Source organism: Flagellimonas pacifica (genome assembly GCF_900215465.1).
In the GTDB taxonomy this organism is placed as follows: domain Bacteria; phylum Bacteroidota; class Bacteroidia; order Flavobacteriales; family Flavobacteriaceae; genus Flagellimonas; species Flagellimonas pacifica.
Genome location: NZ_OBEH01000006.1, coordinates 155,140 through 178,138, shown reverse-complemented (window position 1 = coordinate 178,138; position 22,999 = coordinate 155,140). Strand labels below are relative to the sequence as shown.

Here is a 22,999-nt window from a genome sequence, read left to right as displayed (position 1 = left end):
CCGGGTTATCTCATATTTTGCATCATCTGCATCATTTTTTTACCGCCTCCGCCTTGCATCATCTTCATCATTTTGCTCATCTGCTCAAATTGTTTCAACAGTTGATTGACTTCTTGGATGGTACGACCACTTCCCGTCGCGATACGTTTTTTACGACTGGCGTTCAATTTTGATGGAGTTGAGCGCTCATCTGGGGTCATAGAGTGGATAATGGCCTCAATATGTTTAAAGGCATCATCGTCAATATCAAGTCCTTTTAACGCTTTTCCAGCACCTGGTATCATCCCCATGAGGTCTTTCATGTTCCCCATTTTCTTAATTTGCTGAATCTGACTCAAGAAATCATCAAAACCAAAGCGGTTTTTAGCAATCTTCTTTTGGATTTTTCTGGCCTGTTCTTCGTCAAATTGCTCTTGGGCACGCTCCACAAGGGAAACCACATCTCCCATTCCCAGAATCCTATCTGCCATCCTTGAAGGATAGAAAACGTCGATGGCCTCCATTTTTTCACCGGTACCAATAAACTTTATAGGTTTGTCTACTACCGATTTAATAGATATTGCCGCACCACCTCTGGTATCACCATCTAACTTAGTTAGGATAACCCCATCAAAATTCAAGACATCGTTAAAGGCCTTGGCCGTGTTTACCGCATCCTGTCCTGTCATGGAATCTACCACAAATAAGGTTTCTTGAGGCGCAATGGCCTTGTGGATGTTGGCAATTTCGGTCATCATTTGCTCATCTACCGCCAAACGACCTGCTGTATCTATAATAACTACATTGCATCCATTGGCTTTTGCATGGGCTACACCAGCTTTTGCAATCTTGACCGGGTCATTATTTTCACGATCTGAGTAAACTTCAACACCGATTTGCTCCCCTACCACATGCAATTGATCTATGGCTGCAGGACGGTAGACATCACAGGCTACCAAAAGAGGTTTCTTTGCCTTCTTGCTTTGAAGGTAATTAGCTAATTTTCCCGAAAAAGTAGTCTTACCTGAACCTTGCAGGCCAGACATCAGAATAACTGAAGGGTTACCGGAAAGGTCAATTCCTTCCGCATCGCCACCCATCAATTGGGTCAATTCGTCCTTTACAATCTTGACCATCAATTGGCCAGGTTGCAAACTGGTCAATACATTCTGACCTAGCGCTTTTTCCTTGACTTTATTGGTAAATTCCTTAGCTATCTTAAAATTGACATCGGCATCCAATAATGCCCTTCTAATTTCTTTAAGGGTTTCTGCAACATTAATCTCAGTTATTTGCCCATGTCCCTTAAGGACGTGTAGTGCTTTATCGAGCTTTTCACTTAAATTATCAAACATCTGTTTATGTCATTTTAAAAGAGGGACAAATTTAAGAATAAAAAGAAAAGGACGGCTTTGGGGAGAGCCGTCCTTTTCAAAAAAGATAGGGAAAATCGTTTATGGTTTTTCAAAAACCAAGGTTTCAGTGGAATTTTCATCCTCATGAACCAGTTCAATTCGGTTTTCAGTTATAGATTCTATATACCAGTCATCTGTAATCTTACCAAATTTAGCATCATTGGCAAAGTTCAAATAGAATTTCAATTTGTTATCACGGTTTCTTAATACTCTCCATAGACCAGTTATAATTGGATCATTGTTTTCACTTACCTCTACGCTGTGCATTTCATTAAAATTGAAATCCAATCCAGTAAATTCTGCCGTCATATCTTCATCGCCTTCTTTGTACTGGGCCACATTCCAAGTACCATCCATCAAAGCGGTCCTGATTTCAACAACATCACCATCGTTGCTACTGTCATCACATACCCTCAACAAGATCAGTTCATAACGCGCTTCATCTACATAGAACTTTAATCTAGAATCGTCCAAATCTCTCAAAGGCCACTCAAAACTAACACCAGGCTCATCTCCCATGGTAATCAACATTGACAATACTTGATCATTATTATATCCAATCTCCCAAGTACCTTCGGAAGTTGAAGTTCCGTTACTTAAAGTAACTACACCTTCTGGCAAAAACTTGAATTCAAACCCAAGAAGTCTATCAATTTCCTCACCTTGGTTTTTGACCTTTTTAATGATCCATTCACATTCTTTCAAAATCTCCCTTAATGTATCTGGCTCAGGAATATCATCTTCACAAAGTTGTTTAAGGATTATTTTGTTTCCGTTTTCTGCATATAACTTAATGGTATGATCTCCTATTTCGTATACCAACCATTGAAGGTTAAAGTCAACAAGTGTCTCAAATTCCAAGGTCAATAGCGGGCCACGATCTGTAAAACTAGAACTCCAAGTACCATTAAGAATGTTACCTTCTCTGTCTTTCACGGTAACTTTTCCGTCCTCGGTGAAGTTCATTAGGTACTCTAAGTATTGTTCGGTATGATTTGTTTCATCCCTTATTACCTCCCGTACTTGCCATGGGCACTGGGTTAAACAAAAATCAAATCTTTCTTCGTCAAAATCATCATCATTAAAATCATCATCGTCATCCTCATCACATTCATCCTTTGCCGTTTCAAGGGCACTAGCCAATTCCGTGTTACTATTGACAGTTATCTCTGTGCCATCGAATTTCTTCAAAGTCAATGGAAACTGAATACTAACTAAATCATTATCTTCCAATCCATCAAAGAACTTTCTTAATTCTTTATCGCTATTTACCTTAACTTCTCCTGTTTTCTGGTTGTTAATATCAAACGTAAATAGTGTTATAGGGTAAACAAAATCGATACACTCAATATCGTCATCATCTCCACCTTCCAAACATGCTTCTGCCTTTTCTATTAATTGCTCCTTGTTTTCAATCACGATTTCGGTAAAATCAGCAAGGGTAATGGTTATAGGGAAAAGAATCTCTAGGATATCATCATCCACGTCAACTTCATCAAAAATATCTTCAATGGTTTCTAGGTCTTCTTTGGAATCTATAGTAATCTGAACTCCATTAACCTCAACGGTATAAGGGAATTTTAATGCAAAACAGCTAGCACTGTCCACAATATTATCAAAAGAACCGTCATTGGAAGAGGTTTTCTCTATCAATGCAGCTGTAGTGGAATTGGCTTTAATGGTCTCTTGGGCATCACCCCCATTAACTTCCTCAAATTCTTCTTGACAGGAAGTAAAGTTAAGGGCCATAGCAAAAAGCGCCATGTACATTAAGCCATTTATCAACTTTTTCATAACGATTTGGATTTTTTGGGTTACAATTCAATCCTAAAACAACTCTCAAAGAAAAAACCCTACCCTTTTGTTAATTTTTTTCAAATATCTTTGGGCAACTGACAAACCCTCTTAAATGAAGAATGTTTGTGAAGAGCAGGTTTTTAGCTCCATATTCAAAACTAATTCCAAAACGGTTTTCAACTATATATATTATAAGTTTGGAAACGAAGAAAAGGCCCATGACGCCGTGCAAGAGGCTTTTGTTAAGCTTTGGGAAAACTGCGCCAACGTAATGCCGGAAAAAGCGAAATCCTATTTATATACGGTGGCCAACAATCTATATCTTAATGTGATCAAAGCAGAAAAGGTTAGGTTGAAGTATGCAAAGCCCACTTTGGAAATTTCAAATGAATCCCCAGAATTCTTATTGGAAGAAAAAGAATACCAACAAAAACTGGACAAAGTGCTGAACAATCTTCCTGAAAACCAAAGAACAACCTTCTTATTGAATAGAATTGATGGTAAGAAATATGCGGAAATTGCAGAAATGGAAGGGGTTAGTGTAAAAGCGATTGAAAAAAGGATGCATTTGGCACTAAAAACACTTAGAGAACAAATTGACGGTATCTGACAATAATCAATATACAATTACCAATAAACAATGAATTATTAATTGTATCGAGATTATTGCTCATTGTCAGTTATGAAATTGTAGATTCCTAAAAAGTAGGGTTTTTATAGACATAGTTGTTATTAAATTGTAAAGCATAGAAATCATGCAAGAAAATTATTTGGCAAAATGGCTTAGCGGAGAGCTTTCTGAGCAAGAGCTAGCGGAATTTAAAAAGTCCGCCGAATATGCTTCCTATCAGAAAATAATAGAGGCTTCAAGTTCCTTGAAAGCTCCTGAGTTTGACGTTGACCAAGCTTTATCAAGATTAAAAGAAGAGCGCACAGGCAATGCACCAAAGGTGGTCGCCCTGAATCCGTTCAAGAAATTCTTGCGTGTTGCGGCCGTTGTTGCCCTACTTATTACTGGTTCTTATTTCTATGTAAATAGCTTGGATGAATCCATTAGCACACAATTTGCTGAACGTTCAGAAGTAATTCTTCCAGATAATTCGGAAATTATATTAAATGCAGGTTCAAAAGTTTCGTACAGTGAAAAAAATTGGGACAAAAAACGAAATATCACCCTAAAAGGTGAGGCTTTCTTTAAGGTTGCCAAAGGTAAAAAGTTCACCGTATCCACAACCCATGGTACAGTTGCTGTGTTAGGAACCCAATTTAACGTAGAAAACCGTGAAGGATTTTTTGAAGTTACCTGTTTTGAAGGATTGGTAAGTGTAATCTTTAACGGTAATGAGACTAAATTGCCCGCTGGCGCTTCTTTTTTAGCCATCAATGGGGAAGTTATGGCCTCTTCAGCACCAAATACTACTCAGCCTTCCTGGGTGGACAACGAGAGCTCATTTGAACGTATCCCCCTTGGTTATGTTCTTGGCGAACTCGAAAGACAATATAATATTGTGGTAAATACAGAGAATGTTGATAAAAATCTATTATTTACCGGAACTTTTAGCAACACAGACTTGAAAATGGCGTTAAAAAGTATAAGCACCCCATCTAGAATGAATTACAAAATTGAGGGTGATAATGTGCTTTTCTATGCTGAAAAAACTCCGTAGCAGTCTTTTTGGTCTCTTTCTAGGGTTTTTAGTTCTCTTGCCATGCAAAACACAAGGTCAGGATGAGCAAAAAACACCTGCTTCCCTTATTTCATATATCAAAACTCTTGAAAACAAGTTTGATATCAAATTTTCATTCATTAATGAGGATTTGGAAGCTATTAATATCACTGTTCCTGAAAACCTAGTAGCTCTTGACGACATCCTATCGTACATTGAAGTACAATTTCAGATAAAAACTCAAAAACTAAGTGATCGTTACTACACCTTGACCAAAAAAACCTTGGTCACCATCTGCGGAAAGATACTGGACAACTTTGCGGAGAATAACATTCCCGGGGCAACCATTGAGGTATTTGGCACAGAAGTAGCTGTCACCACAGCTGCAGACGGCACTTTTTCACTGAACGATATTCCCAGAAATGCCACATTAAAAGTTAGGTATCTGGGATACAATACAAAGTACATTGCGGTAGAAAATCTAATAGAAAAAGGAGGGTGTCCAAAAATCTTGATGGCTCAACATTATGAACAGCTAGAAGAGGTTATTGTCTACAAATTTCTAACAAACGGGATTATCAAAGAAACCGATGCCAGTATTACCTTAAATACAGCTGAGTTTGGCATCTTACCCGGACTCATTGAGCCAGATATTTTACAAACAGTGCAAGCACTTCCAGGAATCAAAAGCATAGATGAAACCGTATCCGATATCAATGTAAGAGGAGGCACCAATGATCAGAACCTTATTTTATGGAACGGCATAAAAATGTACCAATCCGGGCATTTCTTCGGGTTGATTTCAGCATTTAACCCATATTTAACAGATAAGATAACAGTAATCAAAAATGGTACCCCGGCAGTCTTTGGCGATGGAGTAAGCAGTGTAATTCAGATGGAAACGGATAATGAGCTCTCAACACATTTTACCGGAGGAGCTGGTTTTAACTTTATAAGTGGTGATGTTTATGGGCAGATTCCCGTTACAGATAAGATAGAACTACAATTTTCTGCCAGACGTTCCACTACCGATTTTTTAAACACCCCAACATACAGTAAATTCTTTGATAGGGCATTCCAGGACAGCAAGGTTACCAATCAAAATAACGTTGCTGTAGATGATGAAATTTTAAGGAATGAGAGCTTCTTTTTTTATGACTTTACAGGAAAATTGTTGTACGACATCAATGACCAACATCAATTACGGTTGAGTTTCATCAATATCACCAACAATCTTGATTATACCGAAAACAATCTGACCGACATGGAAACCACTAACAGTCTCCTCTTTCAGACCAATTTATCAGTGGGCGGACAGCTGCAAAGTCAATGGACCGATAGGCTTTCTTCTAATTTGAACGTGTATTATTCCCGATACAACTTGGATGCCCAAAGTTTGTTCAATAACCAAATACAATTACTTTTTCAGAATAATCAAGTACTGGAAAATGCAATCAAATTGAACACTGACTATACTATTTCCGATAAATTTAATTGGAACAATGGCTATCAATACATTGAAACGGGTATCGCAAACAAAACGGTACTATCCCAACCTTTTTTGGATAGTGAAATTAAAGGGGTAATTAGAATCCATGCACCACATACAGAAATTGAATACCAAGCTGATGACAATAAATTTATAGGTAAGGCCGGTGTGCGTATAAACTATATTGAAAACCTGGGTACCTTTAGCAAATTTCTCGTAGAGCCACGGTTAAATCTAAGTTTTAGATTGGCAAATTATATCAGGGGCGAGATTCTAGGAGAATTCAAAAGTCAGACCACCAACCAGATCATAGATTTAGAGCAAAACTTTTTGGGCATAGAAAAACGTAGATGGACCCTAGCAGATGATGATACCCTGCCCATTACAAAAAGTAAACAAGGTTCCATTGGCATCAATTATGAAAAAAACAACTTCTATTTAGGTCTGGAAGGATTCTATAAAAAAGTAGATGGTATAAGCACAAGCACCCAAGGATTCCAAAATCAGAATCAATTTAACGGGGAAATTGGAAGTTATGATGTAAAAGGAATGGAATTCTTGATCAATAAAAAAGGGAACAATTACAGCACTTGGTTAAGTTACACTTACAATAAAAACGATTATACATTTGAAACCATTGTTCCCAACAGTTTCCCCAACAATCTTGACATCAGGCACACACTAACCTTTGCCGGCACATATTCGTATAAAAATCTACAAGTTGGTCTTGGGGCCAACTTTCGTTCCGGAAAACCATTTACGGAGCCCCAAGACGGCGATTTAGCTTTGGACACCTCCATTTTTCCGGTTCAAATAAACTACAAGAGTCCAAATAGCAGCCAATTACCAGATTATATCAGGGTAGATGCCTCGGCCATTTATAAATTCAATATTGGTAGAGCTGTGAAGGCCAATGCGGGCGTTTCGGTTCTTAACATTACCAACCGAAAAAACAGTTTGAACAAATATTATAGAGTTACAGAGGACAATGAAATTGAAGCTGTGGAAAGCATTTCATTGGGCATTACCCCCAATGTGAGTTTTAGGTTACATTTTTAAGCCGCCAATTTGGTTGGTTAAGGTCAAAATTCAATACTCTTCTGAGCGTATCGTACAACTCTGGAAACTCTTTTGAAAACTCACTGGGACTTTCAATAAAATTCTCCATACAAACCGCAAAAAATTCATAGAAATTGGTCTTTCCATACTCCCTGAAATAGGTGGATTTCTCCAAAACATCTTGAAAAACCTTACCATCATACAACTTCTTGATCCTGGCAATACCCACCTTAAAACGTCTGGCCTCCCATGTAGATTTCTTTTTAGTCTCAAACATAAGGGCATGCGCCACCTCATGAATGCCTAAATTCAGATTATCATTGGGAATTCTATAACCATTCTCTAAATCCTCTGAAGAGAAAACCAAAATCTTCAATCTTGGATTATACTCTCCAATATGATGATTTCTTGCAATACGGGAGTAGTACTTATTGGGATATATGATAACTCTTGAAATAGATCCTTCAAACTTAAAATCCTGCATGCCCATAGTCAATAGGGCAGCAGATGCCGAAACATAGGCCTTTATTTGTTCTTCGTTGGTTATCCCGTTATAAAAAACAAATTTCTTTTTCGATTTAAACCAGGCAAAACGTTCTAAGAAAGCTCTTCGCTGTTCCGCATTGAACTGATGATAGGGTAACAGAAAATCTGCAATAAACTGTCGTTCCTTGGATGTAATTCGTTTAACAGGATGAAAAACATTGTACAAAGTAAACTTTTCGCCAAAAAAATATTGATAACCAACTCGGGCAAACACATAAAGCAAACCAAACGCTAGGATTAACGCAGCAATTTGTTTTTGAGCTTCGGTCAGTCCTAGTCCATCCATTACATACGTTCCGGAACATCAATACCTAAAAGTCTAAATGCAGACTGAATCACCTCTCCCACTTTTTTTGAAAGTTGTACCCTAAAGTCCTTTTTCTGTGAGTCAGATTCGCCCAAAATGGACACTTGTTGGTAAAAGGAGTTGAATTCCTTCACCAAATCATAAGTGTAATTGGCAATTAATGCAGGACTATAGTTTTCTGCCGCCAATTGAACCGTCTCCGGAAAAAGTTGGATTTGTTTTAGCAGTTCCTTTTCTTTTTCATGTAAATCCAATGAAATCTCGACTGTGCCCGACCCAACATCTTTCGCCTTTCGCAAGATAGATTGGATTCGTGCGTAGGTATATTGGATAAATGGCCCCGTGTTCCCTTGAAAATCCACCGATTCTTCCGGGTTGAACAAAATCCGTTTTTTGGGATCCACCTTTAAGATATAATATTTTAAGGCCCCCAAGCCAATGGTGCGGTACAATTGTTTCTTTTCAGCTTCAGAGTAACCTTCTAATTTGCCCAATTCTTCTGAAATGGATTCAGCAGTATTTTCCATGTTCCCAATCAAGTCATCTGCATCCACAACCGTACCTTCCCTACTCTTCATTTTACCACTGGGAAGATCTACCATACCATAACTTAAATGGTACAATTGCTTAGCCCAGTCATAGCCCAATTTCTTAAGAATCAAGAAAAGTACCTTAAAATGATAATCCTGCTCATTCCCCACGGTATAAACCATTCCATTGATATCTGGGTGGTCGGTTACCCGCTGAATAGCGGTACCGATATCTTGGGTCATATAAACTGCAGTACCATCGGAACGCAAGACGATTTTCTCATCCAAACCTTCATCGGTAAGGTCTATCCAAACACTTCCATCCTCCTTTTTAAAGAAAACCCCACGTTCCAGTCCATCTTTCACTACATCTCTACCTAAAAGATAGGTGTTGCTTTCATAGTACAGCACATCAAAATCAACTCCTAGGTTTTTATAGGTTACATCAAATCCCTCATACACCCAACTGTTCATTTTTTTCCACAATGCAACGGTTTCAGCATCACCACTTTCCCATTTTCTCAGCATTTCTTGTGCTTCCAACAAAATTGGAGCTTCTTTTTCTGCTTTTTCCTTTTCGGTTCCACTTGTAACCAAATCGGCTATTTCTTCCTTATAGGCTTTATCAAAAGCCACATAATACTTACCTACTAGGTGATCACCCTTCAATCCAGTGGATTCAGGAGTCTCGCCTTCGCCAAATTTTTGCCAGGCCAACATGCTTTTGCAGATATGGATTCCCCTATCATTAATGATCTGGGTCTTGTATACCTTTTTTCCTGCTGCTTTCAGGATTTCAGAAACGGAATACCCTAACAAATTGTTTCTAATATGCCCTAAATGCAAAGGTTTATTGGTATTGGGCGAGGAATATTCCATCATTACGGCATCTTCTGATGCTGTTTTTACATATCCAAAATCCGCTTCGCCATAAATAGAATTGAAAAAATCCAGATAAAACCCATCCTCAACAACAATATTCAAAAAGCCTTTCACCACATTGAATTTGGATACCTCATCCACATTCTCCTGTAAATACTCCCCGATCTTGGTTCCTATTTCCGCAGGATTTCCCTTTACAAAGCGTAACATAGGAAAGACAACCACTGTAATATCCCCTTCAAAATCCTTTCGGGTAGGTTGAAATTCCACGGTTGGCAGCTCCACTTGGTACAACTCCCCTACCGCTTTGATCACACTTTGTGAAATAACTTTTTGCAAACTCATGTAATTGGCTTTTCAGCCTGCAAAACTAAGGATTTTTTGGCCTTCTCCCTTAACAATAATGGGCTTTGCACATAACAAACCCATTCCTTTTGGTTAATTTTAAAGATGCTTTTAAATGTCTCCTACAACGATAAAACAATAACTAAAAAAATAGATGCCGCGGTTGGCAAGCCTTTTACTCTAAAAGAACGTTTTGCTTTGGGCGGAATAGGTTCTCCAAAACTCTTTATCACAGAGACCAGCATTGAGATTCAAAATCTACTCATCTTGGACAATAATTTGAACACCTGTAATATAGAAATGCGTCCGCAAGGTGTAATTGTACGGTTCAGGTCATTGTTAGAAACCTATGGTTTGGTCATCCCTTTCTACAAACTCAATCTTTACAAAGGTGATTTTGCCGTGTACTCCATTTATAGGGACAACTACTTCATCAAGGTTAAATCGGATACCAAGGCCATACAGAAGTTTTTTAAAAAATTACTGGATTATAAAGCGGATAATAAACCAACTTCAATAGAGGATCTATGAAAATCCTACTTACCGGGGCCAACGGGTATATTGGCATGCGTTTACTGCCTAACTTGCTAAAATTGGGCCACCAAGTGGTATGCGCAGTCCGTGACAAAAAAAGGTTCTCCGCAGATGCCAGTATTCGTGCTCAAGTGGATATAGTGGAAATAGATTTTTTGGAAGAAAACAGCGTTTCAGTATTACCAAAAGACATCGATGCTGCCTATTATCTTATCCATTCCATGGCCTCCTCCACTTCTGATTTTGATAAAAAGGAAGCAATAGCTGCACAAAATTTCAATTCATGTATGACAGCCACACAGGTACAACAAGTGATTTATTTAAGTGGCATTGTCAATGAAGAAAAATTATCCAAACACCTTAGTTCAAGAAAAAACGTAGAGGATATTCTGTACCAGGGAGTTTTTAACCTTACTGTTTTAAGAGCAGGAATAATAGTTGGTTCTGGAAGCTCCTCTTTTGAAATTGTTCGTGATCTATGCGAAAAATTACCCTTTATGATCACTCCCAAGTGGGTGCTGACCAAAACGCAGCCTATTGCCATCCGGGACATCATTAGTTTTTTGACAGGGGTTTTGGGGAACAAGAAAACCTACAATGATTCTTTTGATATTGGCGGACCTGATGTTTTGACCTACAAAGACATGCTAAAACGATATGCAAAGATTAGGGGTTTTAAAAACTGGATCATAACCGTACCAATAATGACCCCGAAACTATCTTCCTATTGGCTCTATTTTGTAACCTCAACTTCTTATAAATTAGCCGTAAACCTTGTTGATAGCATGAAAATGGAAGTCGTTGCCAAAGACAATAAACTGCAACAACTTTTGGGAGTACGCACCCATACCTATGAAGAAGCCATTGCCATGGCCTTTAAAAAAATTGAACAAAACCTTGTAATAAGTAGCTGGAAGGACAGCATAGCCAGTGGACAGATTAGGGCAGATTTGGAAAAATACATCCAGGTACCCAAATATGGAGTACTTGTGGATAAAAGGTCCGTTGCCGTGGAAGATGTAGAGCATACCTTAAAAAACTTATGGAAAATTGGTGGTGAGACGGGTTGGTATTATGGCAATTGGCTTTGGAAAATCCGTGGTTTTATGGACAAGCTCAACGGAGGGCCCGGGCTTAGACGTGGGCGTACCCACCCGGATAAACTATTCCCTGGGGATGCATTGGATTTTTGGAGAGTGCTCTTGGCAGATAAAAAAGCAAAACGATTGTTGCTCTTTGCAGAAATGCGCATGCCCGGTGAGGCATGGCTCGAATTTAATATAGATAATAAAAACACCTTGCACCAAGTGGCCACATTCCGCCCCAAAGGACTTCGCGGTCGCTTGTACTGGTATAGCGTGCTTCCCTTCCACCATTTTATTTTTGGTGGAATGATCAAGAATTTGGTCAAAATCTAGTTTCTGGAATAATCCTTGTTACAATTTCCCGTAAAAATCGTCGACCCTAATGCAACCCTTTTACGTTTGGTGTTGTCTATATAGAAGAAACTACAATCAAAAAACAATCTTATGCCTTTAAACAAGTCATTATTTGCTTTATGCACCCTTGTTTTGTTGAGCTGCACCCTTACTGCACAGACCATTAGTTCCAAATTGGTAGATGCAAAGACCCAAAAGGGCATCCCCTACGCTACCGTGCAATATGGCGAACACCAGGGCGTAATCACCAATGAGGAAGGCCGCTTTAGTTTTGTATTGGATCAAGCGGTGGCCGATCAGGATTCCATTTATATCTCTTCCATGGGATATAAAAAAACAGGGTTCACACTAGCACAATTACAGGACAGTATTATTGTAATCACCCCAAAGGCCATTGAGCTTGGTGGGGTCTATTTGTTTGACAAGGAACTGGATGTGGACGAGATCATGGAACGGGTAGAGGACCGCATGCCCACAAACTACAACAAAGCACCTGTGAAACAGCGTTTCTTTTTGCGGCAATCCAGCTTTAATACCATGCAAAAAATGGATATTGAGTTTAAAAAATCTACCATTGCAGAGCTGAACAAGCGGTTGATCGATAGTATCATTTCCATTCTCCCCAAAAATTCGGCCTATTACACAGAAACTTTGGGCGATTATTACCAAAATGGGGAAGAAAACAAACTGGAGATCATAAAGGCGGCCGAACTGTACGACAAGAGCAATGAAGGCTCCATGGAAGCCCTGTCCGACAAAATGGAGGCCATTTTTAAGGCCAATGTAAAACCGGACTCTTATCTAAAGATAAAATCGGGGATTTTTGGTGAAAAAGTACCTGTAGATTCCATTCTGGAAGCTGAAGACGAGACCGATGAACTGGAGAACGAACTGAAGAAACCTGAAAAGGGCCATTTTCTAAACAACCGCAAATATATTATGAGCGAGATCACCGATCAGTTCTTTGGAAAGTCCAAATTGGATGTGGCCAAAAAACTGCACCGTTACGAGTATGAACTTTTGGGCTATTCCGAGTTGGAAAACCAAGGTGTGTACGTGGTGGGCTTTGCCCCCAAACGCGGTGCCGATTTTAAGGGCAAGCTCTTTGTGAACATAGAGGATTTTGCCATTATGCGCATGGACTATGAAAATGTGAAGACCATAAAGAGCATTAAACTGTTGGGCTTTAGCTACCAGGAGCTTAAATATTTTGGCAACACCGTTTTCTCCAAGTTTGATGGCGATAAATACCAGCTAAAGTTCATGAACTTCACCTTTGGGCGCAAAATGGGTGTGGACCGCCCCTTAAAGGTGATTGAGAAAAACAAACATGTAAAGGGCAGAAGAAAACAGAACGAACTCTCCCTGGCCCTTGATCTGGTCAATTATAACACGGAAAAGTACGAACTGGTGGTGTTTGACGCTGATCAGGTATCCAAAACTGCTTTTGAGGCCTTGGAAGAGGACGAAACCGTAAAGGCCACCTATTTATCTGCCTATAACCCCGAGTTTTGGAAAGGCTATACCATTATGGAGCCCAACCAGGCCATACGGGAGTTTGTGGTTGAGGGGGAGTGACCATTGTCATCCTGAGCTTGTCGAAGGATAGATTTTTCAGGCCTAGCGTCACCCTAAGCAATGTCACACTGAGCTTGTCGAAGTGCTAATCCGAATTAATCTAGTGTGCAGATTTCAGACAAAGGAACCTCCAATGCCTGGCTGATACGGAACAAGGTATGAATGGTGGCATTGGTGCGGCCTTTCTCAATACGCGAAATATTTGTGGTATCAATTCTGGCTTCAATTTTGCCTACCAAATCTACCTGAGTCAAACCCTTTTCCACTCGGATTCGCTTTACATTTTCACCTATTTTTTTTAAGATTTCGGATTTTTCCACACTTGCCATATTTGACAAGTCAAGAAAAGGTTTATATTTACCGTAGTTAATGTCATATATGACAAGTTTTGAGGTTTTATGGAACATGATGAGGTTTTAAAAAACTGGATTGAAGATACCTACGGCTCACCTGAAAAGTTGGCTCAAATACTAGATTTTGGAGTAGAAATGCTCTTTTATTTGGAACAGGATACGTTTGAACCTAAAGAAGTGCGGGAAGTTGTTGCTGCAGTAAGAGGTATAGTGAATGCCTTAAGAAACTAATGTCACCCCCTCAATTTATGTATCCTAATCCAGAAAGCAAAGCTTAACCATTGTAATCTATATACCCCTCGCACTCCTCGTTTTGTCAAGATAATATTTCTATCTCTCAATGCTTTAATTCCATTATTCAACTCCGTTCCTGAACCTTTAAAATCTTTTCGGATCTCTGTTTTGGAAATCCACTGGTCCCATTCTTTAGCCATAATAGACAAAATTTGGCGATATGAATCCACCTTGATTTTGTTATAGTATAAATCCATGTAGTACCTTTTTCCTATTAAATCCAAAGCACCTCCTTGTTGATACATAGAATCCTCAACAATTCCCGGAGTAATCTGATTAGATTTCAAATTTACTATTACGCAAAAACCTATTTGCTGCAAAAAATGAGGGTAGCCCTCTGAAACTTCATGAAACTTTTCAATTGCTCCATCTACTATTTTAATTTCCATTTGTTCTTTTTCATTCACTTCTTCAATAGCCCTATCAATAACGAATTTGACATCTTTTTTCTTTAACGGTTTGAGAAGATGCTCTTCAAACAGTCTTAAAGAGGATTGATGGCTTTCTCTAAGGATATCAGTGACGGTTGGTAGCCCTGCAAGTACAAAAAGTGCTCTATTGGTGTTTTCAGATACTAAAGTTTCTGTTAAAGATTTTAGGAACGCTCCCAATCCAAGTTCTTTACAAGCAGTATCTGCTTCATCAATAATTACAACAATTCCATCTTTTGAGACTTCTTCTCCATTGGTAAGTTCTTCTATAGTTTCAGAGAAAGAGTAGGTGAAATCATCTATAAGTTGTTCGGTAGAAGTCTCTGGAGTATCATTGATTTTAAATCCAGAAATCTCTAATCTTTTTACAAAACCCCAAGCCTTATCAATTACTTTTTGAGTGCTATTCATTTTGTGTAACTCCCTTTGGAGTTGCTTTTTGAATTTGATTATAAAATCTGCTATGGTAGTATTACTATTTATGTTTAATTGAATTGTTAAAAAATTATGCTTCTTTTTATCCAAAACAATAGTACCATTGGCAAAATATTTAGTCAATAACAACAAAGAAGTTTTACCAATTCCTCTTTCTCCAACAAAAAGCAGATTTGTGGGGTTATTATGGGCAGTTTGAAACAGGGCGTCATCAATTCTCTCCATTTCCTTAAATCTACCAGCAAAAAGACCGCTATAAATTGGATAATTAGGCTTGAAAGGGTTATATCTATTTGACATTTGTTATTATTTTCTCTAATTAGATATGAACAAAATTTTAAAATTCAATTACCCCGAACAAGGGATTACTTTTAATTTAATAAAAAGGGAGGATATTTATAAAACTTTTCCAAAATACCATTTTTAAACCAAAAATCTTACAAACAAAAGCAGTAAAATTCTTTATCGGTTTGTTCCTTTGTAATTTCCAACGTATGTGAGAAATCTAACATGGGATTTCTCAATCAATGCTTTGCATTTCATTTCGAAATGACATTGTAGAAAGGGCAATACTAAAGTATTGGATGCCTGTCCTTGGTATAAGACTTCTCCATTGCTCCTTCGACAGGCTCAGTGTGACATTTCTTAAGATGACAGCCCAAAAGGACAAGTAAAGGCTCCTTCCCTTTTTAAGGGAAGGTGGATTGATGCTTTGCATCAAGACGGAAGGGATTTTTACCCCCTCCGTCCACCAAAGGTGGACACCTCCCCTTGCATGGGGAGGAGTTTTTTATTTACTCTTGTTTAGACATACGCCAACCAACTGGGTTCCTTTCCCTTACTCCGACTGCCTGTCCTCCGTACGAGACTTTGGAAGGCGGGTGCTCAGGATAACAAGGTCCAGAAATACATCTCGACTGCGCTCGATGTGACAGGGAAAGGTGGTGTTACAGCGTAACAGCGGAAAGGGTAGACCTAAAAACAATCCCTTCCGCCCTTCGGACACCTTCCCTTGACCAAGGGAAGGAGCTTTTTAGCACTAAATCTAATTCTTGGGCAGTTGAAGCCATTGCTTCCATAATTCATATGCCGGACGCTGGTTTCCCTCGCCGTCCAACAGGCCATTATCTCGCCACACTTTTAAGATATCTGGTGGCGATGGCGTATTTTGGTACAACAGGTCATAGTCCCTGTATACAAACCATAGGGCAAATTCAGCATCTAGGGCATTTAAATGGTTCATCAGTTTTTCAACGTAGCCCTTTTGCCAATCTTCCGTGCTTTTTGCGTTGACACCCAAATTTTCTATGACTAGGTCATCAGCAGAAAATCCAGTTTCGGAAACAGCAAAGGGTTTGGAGGTATCCAAATTCCTAAAATCGTCCAACCAATTGTCCGCAAACAGATCCGGATTGGCATCGCGCTTTAAATTTTCATAATATAAAAATGGATAGGTGCTCATGGCAATATAATCAGAATGCGCCACGAGCATTTTAGAAATTTCGAGCAATTCCGTTTTGGTATTGTCGTACGATTGGTCCTGCAAGCTCAAGAACATGGGCAAATTTGGATAATCGGCCTTTAAGGCCGTATAGACCGCTTCTACCAAGGTTAAAAATTGCGCAAAGGCTGGATCATCTTTTCTGAACGTGGCATTGGTTTCAATTCCGTAACCAAAATAGTCGGGGTCCACCTCATCTATCAACCGTTTGCAATATTTAATGAACGTGGAAACCACATCAGGGTCATCAAAACTTTTTCCTTCCCAAAACGCGGGCAAGGGCTGATGGCTCCCCGTGTTGTTCCAATATTTGGCCAAATTGTTCCGGCTCTGGTCCGTTGGTGTTGTGATAAGGACAATCTTGGTGCTAGAGGATTTTGAGTTTTTGGCAATATTTATGGTATTCTGTACTTCCTCCGGAAACGGCAGATCGTTCATTGCCTCGTCCCACGGTACTCCAAAATCAAGGTGGCTTAAAAAAATATCGCCATCAGCTATAACGTTTTGGTAGGTCTCCGTAAGTGCATTGGTGCTAGAATCGTATGGAAAAGCAGTAAATCCCATAAAAAAGGACCGCCCATCCGGTTCTTCAACATCTTGGGCTTCCTTGTCATTTGAACAAGAAAAAACCATTAAAATCAAAAGAAACGCAGTAGCAATATGCTTTATCCCAACCATGATTAACAAAACGGAATCCGGCTTGGAATTATTGTCAAAAACTTCCTGATTTACAGCTTTTAAGCTTTGGGCAAAAACACTTCGGCCATCATGCAACGGGCGCTGCCACCTCCACAGGTTTCAATGGTAGTCAACGAACTATGGATAATGGGGCAGTGTTTTTCAATGGCCTCCCTTCGGGAGCTGTCCAAACTGTGGTAAGCTGCCGAACTCATGACCATATAGCGCTGGCCATCCGCACCAACCACTTGGAGCATGTTACCCGCAAAGTGGTACATCTGCTCTTCAGTAATGTTAATGACCTCTTTCCCATCCGCCTTTAAGTGGCCTACCACATTTTTACGCTCCTTTTTGTCGTCAATGGTATCCAAACAGATAATGGCAAAGGTCTCTGCCAGGGCCATCATTACATTGGTATGGTAAATGGGCAAACGCTTCCCTTCCACCGTCTGGTTGGCGGTAAAAATAACTGGCAGGTAATCAAAATCTTCACAGAACTCAATAACTAGTTCCTCATCTGCCCTATCTGATAAGGCGCAATAGGCTTTTTTGTTCACCCGGTCCAACAACAAGCTCCCCGTACCTTCCAAAAATACACCTTCCTCCTCTGCGGAAGTGTAATCCACTACATTGTCAATTTGAAAACCATCATCTTCCAGAATTTTAAAAACATCCTCGCGACGCTCATTTCTGCGATTTTCGGCAAACATGGGGTACACGGCAATGGTTCCATCTGCATGAAACGATATCCAGTTGTTCGGAAAAATAGAGTCCGGGGTATCTGGCTCCTTGATATCTTCCACAACAACTACGTTTACTCCGTGGTCTCTTAATTTGGAAACAAAATCATCAAACTCTTGTTGAGCCTTGGCATTGATTCCGTCTTTACCAATATTTATTTCTTCTTGAAAATAGTTGTTTACAGCTGTTTGTTCGTTCATCCGGAAATTGACCGGCCTGATCATTAAAATGGTGTTTGTAACCTGCATTCTAAATGTATTATTCTCTTATCAATGGCATAGTGCTACAACGCAGCAATCCTTCTTGTTTGGCTATCTCGCCATATGGGATTTCTTCAACGGTGAATCCTTGTTCCCTGAGCCAGTTGTTCAATCTGGTAAAATTCTTTTCCGAAACCACCACTTCTGGAGAAATAGAAAATACGTTGCTGAACATCTGATACATTTCATCTTTAGTGATTTCAAAGATATTTTCCTTGCCAAAATAATCTACCAACCATTGGTATTCATCTTCCACCAAAAAGCCGTTTTTGTGCAAAATGGCCTTGCCCTTCCCAACAGGCTGAAAACAGCAATCCAAATGCAAGGCGTTGTCCTTGGCATTGGTATTGGATTTTCGTAGCTCAAAGGATTTTACCTTTTTATCCGGAAACTGTTCTTTTATGAACTCTACAGCTTCTTTGTTGGTTCTTGCCGTAATATAATCTGGATAATCCGGTCCTGTATACGTTCCGATAAATATATACTCGTTCCAGGGCATTACATCCCCACCTTCAATATGTACTTCTTCCGGAGGCCTGACAATGCTCTTAGGGTCAATTTTGTCCAAAACATGTTGAATGGCCTCAAACTCCCTTTCACGATCGGGCAGAATATTGGAGTGGAACAATTTGTCCTCAATCACAAAGGCTATGTCCCTTGAAAAAATCTGGTTACAGTCCTCTAAAATGGATGGTCTAAAAACCTCTACATTATATTTTTTGAATACTTCTGCAAAAGCATCCATCTCCTTTATCATATCCTCTTCCACCGGGTAGGTACCAGCCAAAATATGTTCCAAAGATTTGGGATCATAAGCTTCTTCTGGTTTTGGAGTTGGGCCACAACTTTCCGCAGTTCCCAGTATCACAGCTTTTAGCTGATTTGTTTCATTCTTAACGTGTAATTGCATCATATAACTATGCTTCACTTTTGGATTAAACGCCCCTTTAAAAGGGAATCCTCAAAAATTCTGTGGCAAAACTAGTGCTTTGTTGTCGATTTTCCATTGACTGAAACAGAAAAAAACATGATGGTGCCAAGGCATTCCACAAAACGTTATGAATATTAATAATCAAGTTTTAACTAATTGACTAATAGCTAGTTAAAATCAAATTATTTTATCGATTTACCTTTCAAAAATGCAAAATTTAAGCTGATAATAACTACATTTAATAGAAGAAAAAACCTTTAAGATGAAAAAAGTTGTTCTCCCTCTCTGCTTTATCGTCATGGTGAGTGTAGGTTTATTGTCTATGGATGCTTTCCCAGAAAAAGTTGATTTCTCCAAGATGTTCAAATTTGAAAAAAAAGAAGTCTCCGACCATCCTATAAAATATTCGGATTGTATCAGTGAAGCTGAGCTTTCCAAACTGGATAGCATAGGTGCCAACTTTAACTCTCTTCCTAAGGGCACCCTTTTTAAAGAGATAAACATCTGCTTGGAAAAATACCAATTGTCCCTAGATTCCACAATTGAAAACCTAAGTGCCATTGACGCCCATGAATTTTTACACAATGAGTATGAGAGGTGTAAAACGATTATCTATAAAGAATCCATATCAGAAATAAAAACATATTACCATAAAGGCATAATGCAAATATGTTATGAACGGGATAAGTCTTTGAATCAAACCTCAAACAAAGTTGCTAAACTTTAGTAATGGGAAAGGCGACCTTTATAGGGTCGCCTTTTACTATAGTTGTAAACAATATCGTCTATCTTTTATCCACCTTTACAAAAGGTCTAAGATTCTCACCAATATATATTTGTCTTGGCCTTCCTATAGGTTCTCCACGCAATCTCATTTCGCGCCATTGGGCAATCCAACCGGGCAATCTGCCCAAAGCAAACATTACGGTGAACATTTCTGTTGGTATTCCTAAAGCGCGATAGATGATTCCTGAATAGAAATCTACATTGGGATATAATTTTCTTTTTACGAAGTACTCATCTTCCAATGCTTCTTTTTCCAATCCTTTGGCAATATCCAAAATAGGGTCTTCTATACCTAAATTACCCAATACTTCATCAGCAGATTTCTTGATGATTCTTGCCCTTGGGTCAAAGTTCTTATAAACGCGGTGTCCAAAGCCCATTAATCTAAATGGATCATTTTTATCCTTGGCCTTGGCCATGTACTTTTTAGTATCTCCCCCATCTTCTTGAATGGCTTCCAACATTTCCAGAACGGCCTGGTTGGCTCCTCCGTGCAAAGGTCCCCATAATGCAGAAATACCTGCTGAAAGCGATGCAAAAAGACCCGCATGTGATGAACCCACAATACGCACCGTGGAAGTTGAGCAGTTTTGCTCATGATCGGCATGCAGGATCAATAATTTATCCAGGGCATCAATGGCAATGGTATCTTTTTTATATTCTTGGTTTGGTTTTTTGAACATCATTTTATGAATGTTCTCCACATAACCCAGAGTATCATCACCATAATCCAAGGGAAGTCCTTTTTTCTTACGTTGTGCCCACGCCACCAATACCGGAAACTTGGCAAGAATCCGCACAATGGAATGGTACATTGCCGCCTCTGATGAAACATCAACAGAAGTTGGGTTAAACGCTACCAAAGCACTTGTCAACGAAGATAAAACTCCCATTGGGTGGGCAGACTTTGGAAAACCATCCAAAATCTTTTTCATTTCTTCATCTACATGTGATTCTTCTTTAATGTCATTATGAAAAGTGGCAAGCTGTTCCTTGTTTGGCAATTCGCCAAAAATTAGAAGGTAAGCTACTTCAAGGAAATCTGCCTTTTCTGCCAAATCTTCAATGGAATATCCCCTATAACGTAAAATCCCTTTCTCTCCGTCTAAAAAAGTAATAGCACTCTCACACGAGCCAGTATTTTTATACCCTGGGTCAATGGTCACTATACCACTTGTACCCCTTAAGGTTTTAATATCTATAGCCAGTTCATTCTCAGTACCTTTTATTACTGGGAACTCGTATTTTTCACCTCCATATTCAAGTATCGCTTTATCAGACATTTTATGTTTTAAAAGATTAGTAAAATTGAAACGGAAATTTACGAAAAAGCCTAGGCATTAACAATTTCCAAGCCTCATTTATAGTATTGTTAACTATAGAATTTGTAGGTCGAAAATTAATCGGGCAGTTTACTGCAAATTGTACAAATATTTATAGTAATTATCTACAGATTTTTTCCAAGTGAATCGCTTTTTCTTGGCGGCAGACTGAATTTTCCTCCATGTGGTCTTGTCGTTCTGATAAACATCCAGTGCCAAATCAAAAGTATCCAACATACTTTTTATTTTTTCATCATAGGTATCACCATCAAAACTAAATCCGGTTTTCATATGGGCAACGGTATCTTTCAGTCCACCTGTATGATGTACTAAACAAGGGTTGCCATTTCGCATGGACAACATTTGACTGATTCCACAAGGCTCAAAAAGGCTTGGCATAAAATAAAGGTCAGATTCCAAATAAATGGAATCTATAAGGTTTTCTGATTGGCCGTTGGTAAAAACAAAGTTTTTATGTTCGTAGCTCAGTTTTCTAAAAAGCTCTTCGTACTCCGGTGCACCTGTCCCCAAGAGCATAAAAATCCCATCTACTTTTTTCAACTTTTCCAAAATCTCCACAAAGGCTTCTGGTGATCGCCTAAAAAAGTAGAATTTTTGCTCCGTGAGCCTGGCAACACTTGAAACAATGAATTTTGGTCGATTATCAACAAATTCCATAATTTTTTCTCCAGTATGAGCTAAAAAATCGGCTTTATACTTTTTGGATTCTTGCTGCAACCATCTAAAAAGTGCTTTAACCGTGTTTCGGTAAATAAATCCTTTTTCCTCTACATTGATGTTTTTGTAATTGCACCCATTTAAAATACCGAACAGCCTTTCTTCTTTATCTGCCTTCAACAAGTCTTTTTCCAATCCTTCACCACCTATAAATTCCGGTGGAGAACTGGGCAGCAATACATCTTCTTTATAGGATGGTGAAACCGTGTGGACTGCATCGGCAAAACGAATCCCAACAGCCATAAGATTGATACAATCTTGGTAGCGATAATCCATTAGCTCCATATAGTCGATCGGGACATCCGGGAACCAATTCTTCAAGGAGGAATAATTATCGTCAAATGGCCTTATTCCCTGAATAGCAAGATTATGGATACTATAAACAGTTCGGATATCCTTCAAGTTTGCATAATCGGGATGGTATTCTCTCAAAAACAGCAGTAGACTGGAGTGCCAGTCGTGTAAATGAATGATATCCAGCTTTCCAAAAGCTCCCTTTTTGATTGCCTCCGCAATACCAGTGCAAAAAATGAAGTATTTAATGGCATCGGTATAAAAAGGTTCCTCTGGGTCATTGTGGTAGATGTGCGCAATATCCCCTGCTTCAATTTCAGGATGGTGCAAAACATAATGAACAATATTGGGAAATTCTTTCTTGGGCTTTACTTCATAAAGTTCTGCAGTGTACGACAGACCTCGTAATCTAAAGTTTAGGTTTGTTTTAAACAGTCCATCTTGATGAAGTCTACCATAGGAAGGAACAATGACATGGACCTTATCCCCTTTTTCCGAAATCTGTCTTGGAACATCCCTGACCACATCGCCCATGCCCCCTGCCTTACAATTGGCCAAAGCATCATTTTCTGCCGCAGCAAAAAGAAAATTGTTCATTAGGTAAGTTTTGTTTGGTTTACTCAATTAAGGTAGCCAAAGTTTATCTCTGAAACAAAAAAAAGCCTTTC

At 39.0% G+C, this 22,999-nt stretch carries 19 protein-coding genes; 8 read left to right on the top strand and 11 right to left on the bottom strand.

Features of this window, described 5'->3' with window-relative positions:
- Nucleotides 1-5 precede the first annotated feature (5 nt).
- Complete coding sequence (gene ffh / locus CRO15_RS17085; protein ID WP_097047065.1) at nt 6-1,334, bottom strand: signal recognition particle protein; 1,329 nt, start codon at nt 1,332-1,334, stop codon at nt 6-8.
- 99 nt (nt 1,335-1,433) lie between these two features.
- Entirely contained in the window at nt 1,434-3,188 is a 1,755-nt protein-coding gene (locus CRO15_RS17080; protein WP_097047064.1) for a hypothetical protein, read from the bottom strand.
- 115 nt (nt 3,189-3,303) lie between these two features.
- Here CRO15_RS17080 and CRO15_RS17075 point away from each other — a divergent pair, with 115 nt between their 5' ends.
- The 3 genes from CRO15_RS17075 (at nt 3,304) to CRO15_RS17065 (ending at nt 7,406) form a co-directional block, all read left to right on the top strand.
- The gene (locus tag CRO15_RS17075; protein ID WP_097047063.1) at nt 3,304-3,801 is read left to right on the top strand and encodes an RNA polymerase sigma factor; all 498 of its coding nucleotides are present in this window, start codon (nt 3,304-3,306) and stop codon (nt 3,799-3,801) included.
- A 145-nt stretch (nt 3,802-3,946) separates the two neighbouring features.
- Nucleotides 3,947-4,858, top strand: a complete 912-nt coding sequence (locus CRO15_RS17070) for a FecR family protein (protein WP_097047062.1) — start codon at nt 3,947-3,949, stop codon at nt 4,856-4,858.
- Entirely contained in the window at nt 4,839-7,406 is a 2,568-nt protein-coding gene (locus CRO15_RS17065; RefSeq protein WP_097047061.1) for a TonB-dependent receptor, read from the top strand. Before CRO15_RS17070 ends, CRO15_RS17065 begins: the two co-directional genes overlap by 20 nt.
- On the opposite strand, the gene CRO15_RS17060 is transcribed toward CRO15_RS17065, so the two are convergent.
- Both CRO15_RS17060 and argS read right to left on the bottom strand, forming a co-directional pair.
- Nucleotides 7,390-8,238, bottom strand: coding sequence for a zinc-dependent peptidase (locus CRO15_RS17060; RefSeq protein ID WP_097047060.1), 849 nt, complete (start codon nt 8,236-8,238; stop codon nt 7,390-7,392). The genes CRO15_RS17065 and CRO15_RS17060 overlap by 17 nt on opposite strands.
- Entirely contained in the window at nt 8,238-10,016 is a 1,779-nt protein-coding gene (gene argS, locus CRO15_RS17055; RefSeq protein ID WP_097047059.1) for an arginine--tRNA ligase, read from the bottom strand. Before argS ends, CRO15_RS17060 begins: the two co-directional genes overlap by 1 nt.
- A 105-nt stretch (nt 10,017-10,121) precedes the next feature.
- Between argS and CRO15_RS17050 the strand changes: the two genes are divergently transcribed.
- The 3 genes from CRO15_RS17050 to CRO15_RS17040 all read left to right on the top strand — a co-directional run bounded on the left by CRO15_RS17050 (nt 10,122) and on the right by CRO15_RS17040 (nt 13,567).
- The gene (locus CRO15_RS17050; RefSeq protein ID WP_097047058.1) at nt 10,122-10,547 is read left to right on the top strand and encodes a hypothetical protein; all 426 of its coding nucleotides are present in this window, start codon (nt 10,122-10,124) and stop codon (nt 10,545-10,547) included.
- Entirely contained in the window at nt 10,544-11,968 is a 1,425-nt protein-coding gene (locus CRO15_RS17045) for an SDR family oxidoreductase (RefSeq protein ID WP_097047057.1), read from the top strand. The genes CRO15_RS17050 and CRO15_RS17045 overlap by 4 nt, the downstream gene beginning before the upstream one ends.
- 111 nt (nt 11,969-12,079) lie before the next feature.
- Nucleotides 12,080-13,567, top strand: a complete 1,488-nt coding sequence (locus CRO15_RS17040; RefSeq protein WP_097047056.1) for a peptidase associated/transthyretin-like domain-containing protein — start codon at nt 12,080-12,082, stop codon at nt 13,565-13,567.
- Nucleotides 13,568-13,662: 95 nt separating this feature from the next.
- On the opposite strand, the gene CRO15_RS17035 is transcribed toward CRO15_RS17040, so the two are convergent.
- A complete protein-coding gene (locus tag CRO15_RS17035) occupies nt 13,663-13,974 on the bottom strand; it encodes a helix-turn-helix domain-containing protein (RefSeq protein ID WP_243397009.1) in 312 nt (103 codons plus the stop codon).
- Here CRO15_RS17035 and CRO15_RS17030 point away from each other — a divergent pair.
- Entirely contained in the window at nt 13,966-14,151 is a 186-nt protein-coding gene (locus tag CRO15_RS17030; protein WP_097047055.1) for a hypothetical protein, read from the top strand. The two genes, CRO15_RS17035 and CRO15_RS17030, sit on opposite strands and share 9 nt — an antisense overlap.
- A gap of 2 nt (nt 14,152-14,153) precedes the next feature.
- Here CRO15_RS17030 and CRO15_RS17025 read toward each other — a convergent pair whose 3' ends face one another.
- From CRO15_RS17025 to CRO15_RS17010, 4 genes are all read right to left on the bottom strand, one after another.
- Complete coding sequence (locus CRO15_RS17025) at nt 14,154-15,380, bottom strand: AAA family ATPase (protein WP_097047054.1); 1,227 nt, start codon at nt 15,378-15,380, stop codon at nt 14,154-14,156.
- 745 nt (nt 15,381-16,125) lie between these two features.
- Entirely contained in the window at nt 16,126-17,259 is a 1,134-nt protein-coding gene (locus tag CRO15_RS17020; RefSeq protein WP_133067273.1) for a glycoside hydrolase family protein, read from the bottom strand.
- A gap of 59 nt (nt 17,260-17,318) precedes the next feature.
- Nucleotides 17,319-18,248 carry a citrulline utilization hydrolase CtlX gene (ctlX, locus tag CRO15_RS17015; protein WP_097047052.1) on the bottom strand — a complete coding sequence of 310 codons (930 nt, stop codon included), beginning with the start codon at nt 18,246-18,248 and terminating at the stop codon, nt 17,319-17,321.
- A gap of 10 nt (nt 18,249-18,258) precedes the next feature.
- On the bottom strand, nt 18,259-19,173 hold the full coding sequence (locus CRO15_RS17010) for a dimethylarginine dimethylaminohydrolase family protein (RefSeq protein ID WP_097047051.1): 915 nt from the start codon (nt 19,171-19,173) through the stop codon (nt 18,259-18,261).
- A gap of 280 nt (nt 19,174-19,453) precedes the next feature.
- Between CRO15_RS17010 and CRO15_RS17005 the strand changes: the two genes are divergently transcribed.
- Nucleotides 19,454-19,918, top strand: coding sequence for a hypothetical protein (locus tag CRO15_RS17005; RefSeq protein WP_133067272.1), 465 nt, complete (start codon nt 19,454-19,456; stop codon nt 19,916-19,918).
- 58 nt (nt 19,919-19,976) lie between these two features.
- On the opposite strand, the gene CRO15_RS17000 is transcribed toward CRO15_RS17005, so the two are convergent.
- Together CRO15_RS17000 and CRO15_RS16995 are read right to left on the bottom strand one after the other, a co-directional pair.
- Entirely contained in the window at nt 19,977-21,260 is a 1,284-nt protein-coding gene (locus tag CRO15_RS17000) for a citrate synthase (protein ID WP_097047049.1), read from the bottom strand.
- A gap of 129 nt (nt 21,261-21,389) precedes the next feature.
- Nucleotides 21,390-22,928 carry a glycogen synthase gene (locus tag CRO15_RS16995; RefSeq protein WP_097047158.1) on the bottom strand — a complete coding sequence of 513 codons (1,539 nt, stop codon included), beginning with the start codon at nt 22,926-22,928 and terminating at the stop codon, nt 21,390-21,392.
- Nucleotides 22,929-22,999 lie beyond the last annotated feature (71 nt).

Coding starts and splice junctions, on each gene's coding strand:
- CRO15_RS17025 (WP_097047054.1), bottom strand. CDS start 15,380: ATGTCAAATAGATATAACCCTTTCAAGCCTAATTATCCAATTTATAGC.
- CRO15_RS17065 (WP_097047061.1), top strand. CDS start 4,839: ATGCTGAAAAAACTCCGTAGCAGTCTTTTTGGTCTCTTTCTAGGGTTT.
- ffh (WP_097047065.1), bottom strand. CDS start 1,334: ATGTTTGATAATTTAAGTGAAAAGCTCGATAAAGCACTACACGTCCTT.
- CRO15_RS17035 (WP_243397009.1), bottom strand. CDS start 13,974: ATGTTCCATAAAACCTCAAAACTTGTCATATATGACATTAACTACGGT.
- CRO15_RS17075 (WP_097047063.1), top strand. CDS start 3,304: ATGAAGAATGTTTGTGAAGAGCAGGTTTTTAGCTCCATATTCAAAACT.
- CRO15_RS17060 (WP_097047060.1), bottom strand. CDS start 8,238: ATGGATGGACTAGGACTGACCGAAGCTCAAAAACAAATTGCTGCGTTA.
- CRO15_RS17070 (WP_097047062.1), top strand. CDS start 3,947: ATGCAAGAAAATTATTTGGCAAAATGGCTTAGCGGAGAGCTTTCTGAG.
- argS (WP_097047059.1), bottom strand. CDS start 10,016: ATGAGTTTGCAAAAAGTTATTTCACAAAGTGTGATCAAAGCGGTAGGG.
- CRO15_RS17045 (WP_097047057.1), top strand. CDS start 10,544: ATGAAAATCCTACTTACCGGGGCCAACGGGTATATTGGCATGCGTTTA.
- CRO15_RS16995 (WP_097047158.1), bottom strand. CDS start 22,928: ATGAACAATTTTCTTTTTGCTGCGGCAGAAAATGATGCTTTGGCCAAT.
- CRO15_RS17010 (WP_097047051.1), bottom strand. CDS start 19,173: ATGATGCAATTACACGTTAAGAATGAAACAAATCAGCTAAAAGCTGTG.
- CRO15_RS17050 (WP_097047058.1), top strand. CDS start 10,122: ATGCTTTTAAATGTCTCCTACAACGATAAAACAATAACTAAAAAAATA.
- CRO15_RS17000 (WP_097047049.1), bottom strand. CDS start 21,260: ATGTCTGATAAAGCGATACTTGAATATGGAGGTGAAAAATACGAGTTC.
- CRO15_RS17080 (WP_097047064.1), bottom strand. CDS start 3,188: ATGAAAAAGTTGATAAATGGCTTAATGTACATGGCGCTTTTTGCTATG.
- CRO15_RS17020 (WP_133067273.1), bottom strand. CDS start 17,259: ATGGTTGGGATAAAGCATATTGCTACTGCGTTTCTTTTGATTTTAATG.
- CRO15_RS17030 (WP_097047055.1), top strand. CDS start 13,966: ATGGAACATGATGAGGTTTTAAAAAACTGGATTGAAGATACCTACGGC.
- CRO15_RS17040 (WP_097047056.1), top strand. CDS start 12,080: ATGCCTTTAAACAAGTCATTATTTGCTTTATGCACCCTTGTTTTGTTG.
- ctlX (WP_097047052.1), bottom strand. CDS start 18,248: ATGCAGGTTACAAACACCATTTTAATGATCAGGCCGGTCAATTTCCGG.
- CRO15_RS17005 (WP_133067272.1), top strand. CDS start 19,454: ATGAAAAAAGTTGTTCTCCCTCTCTGCTTTATCGTCATGGTGAGTGTA.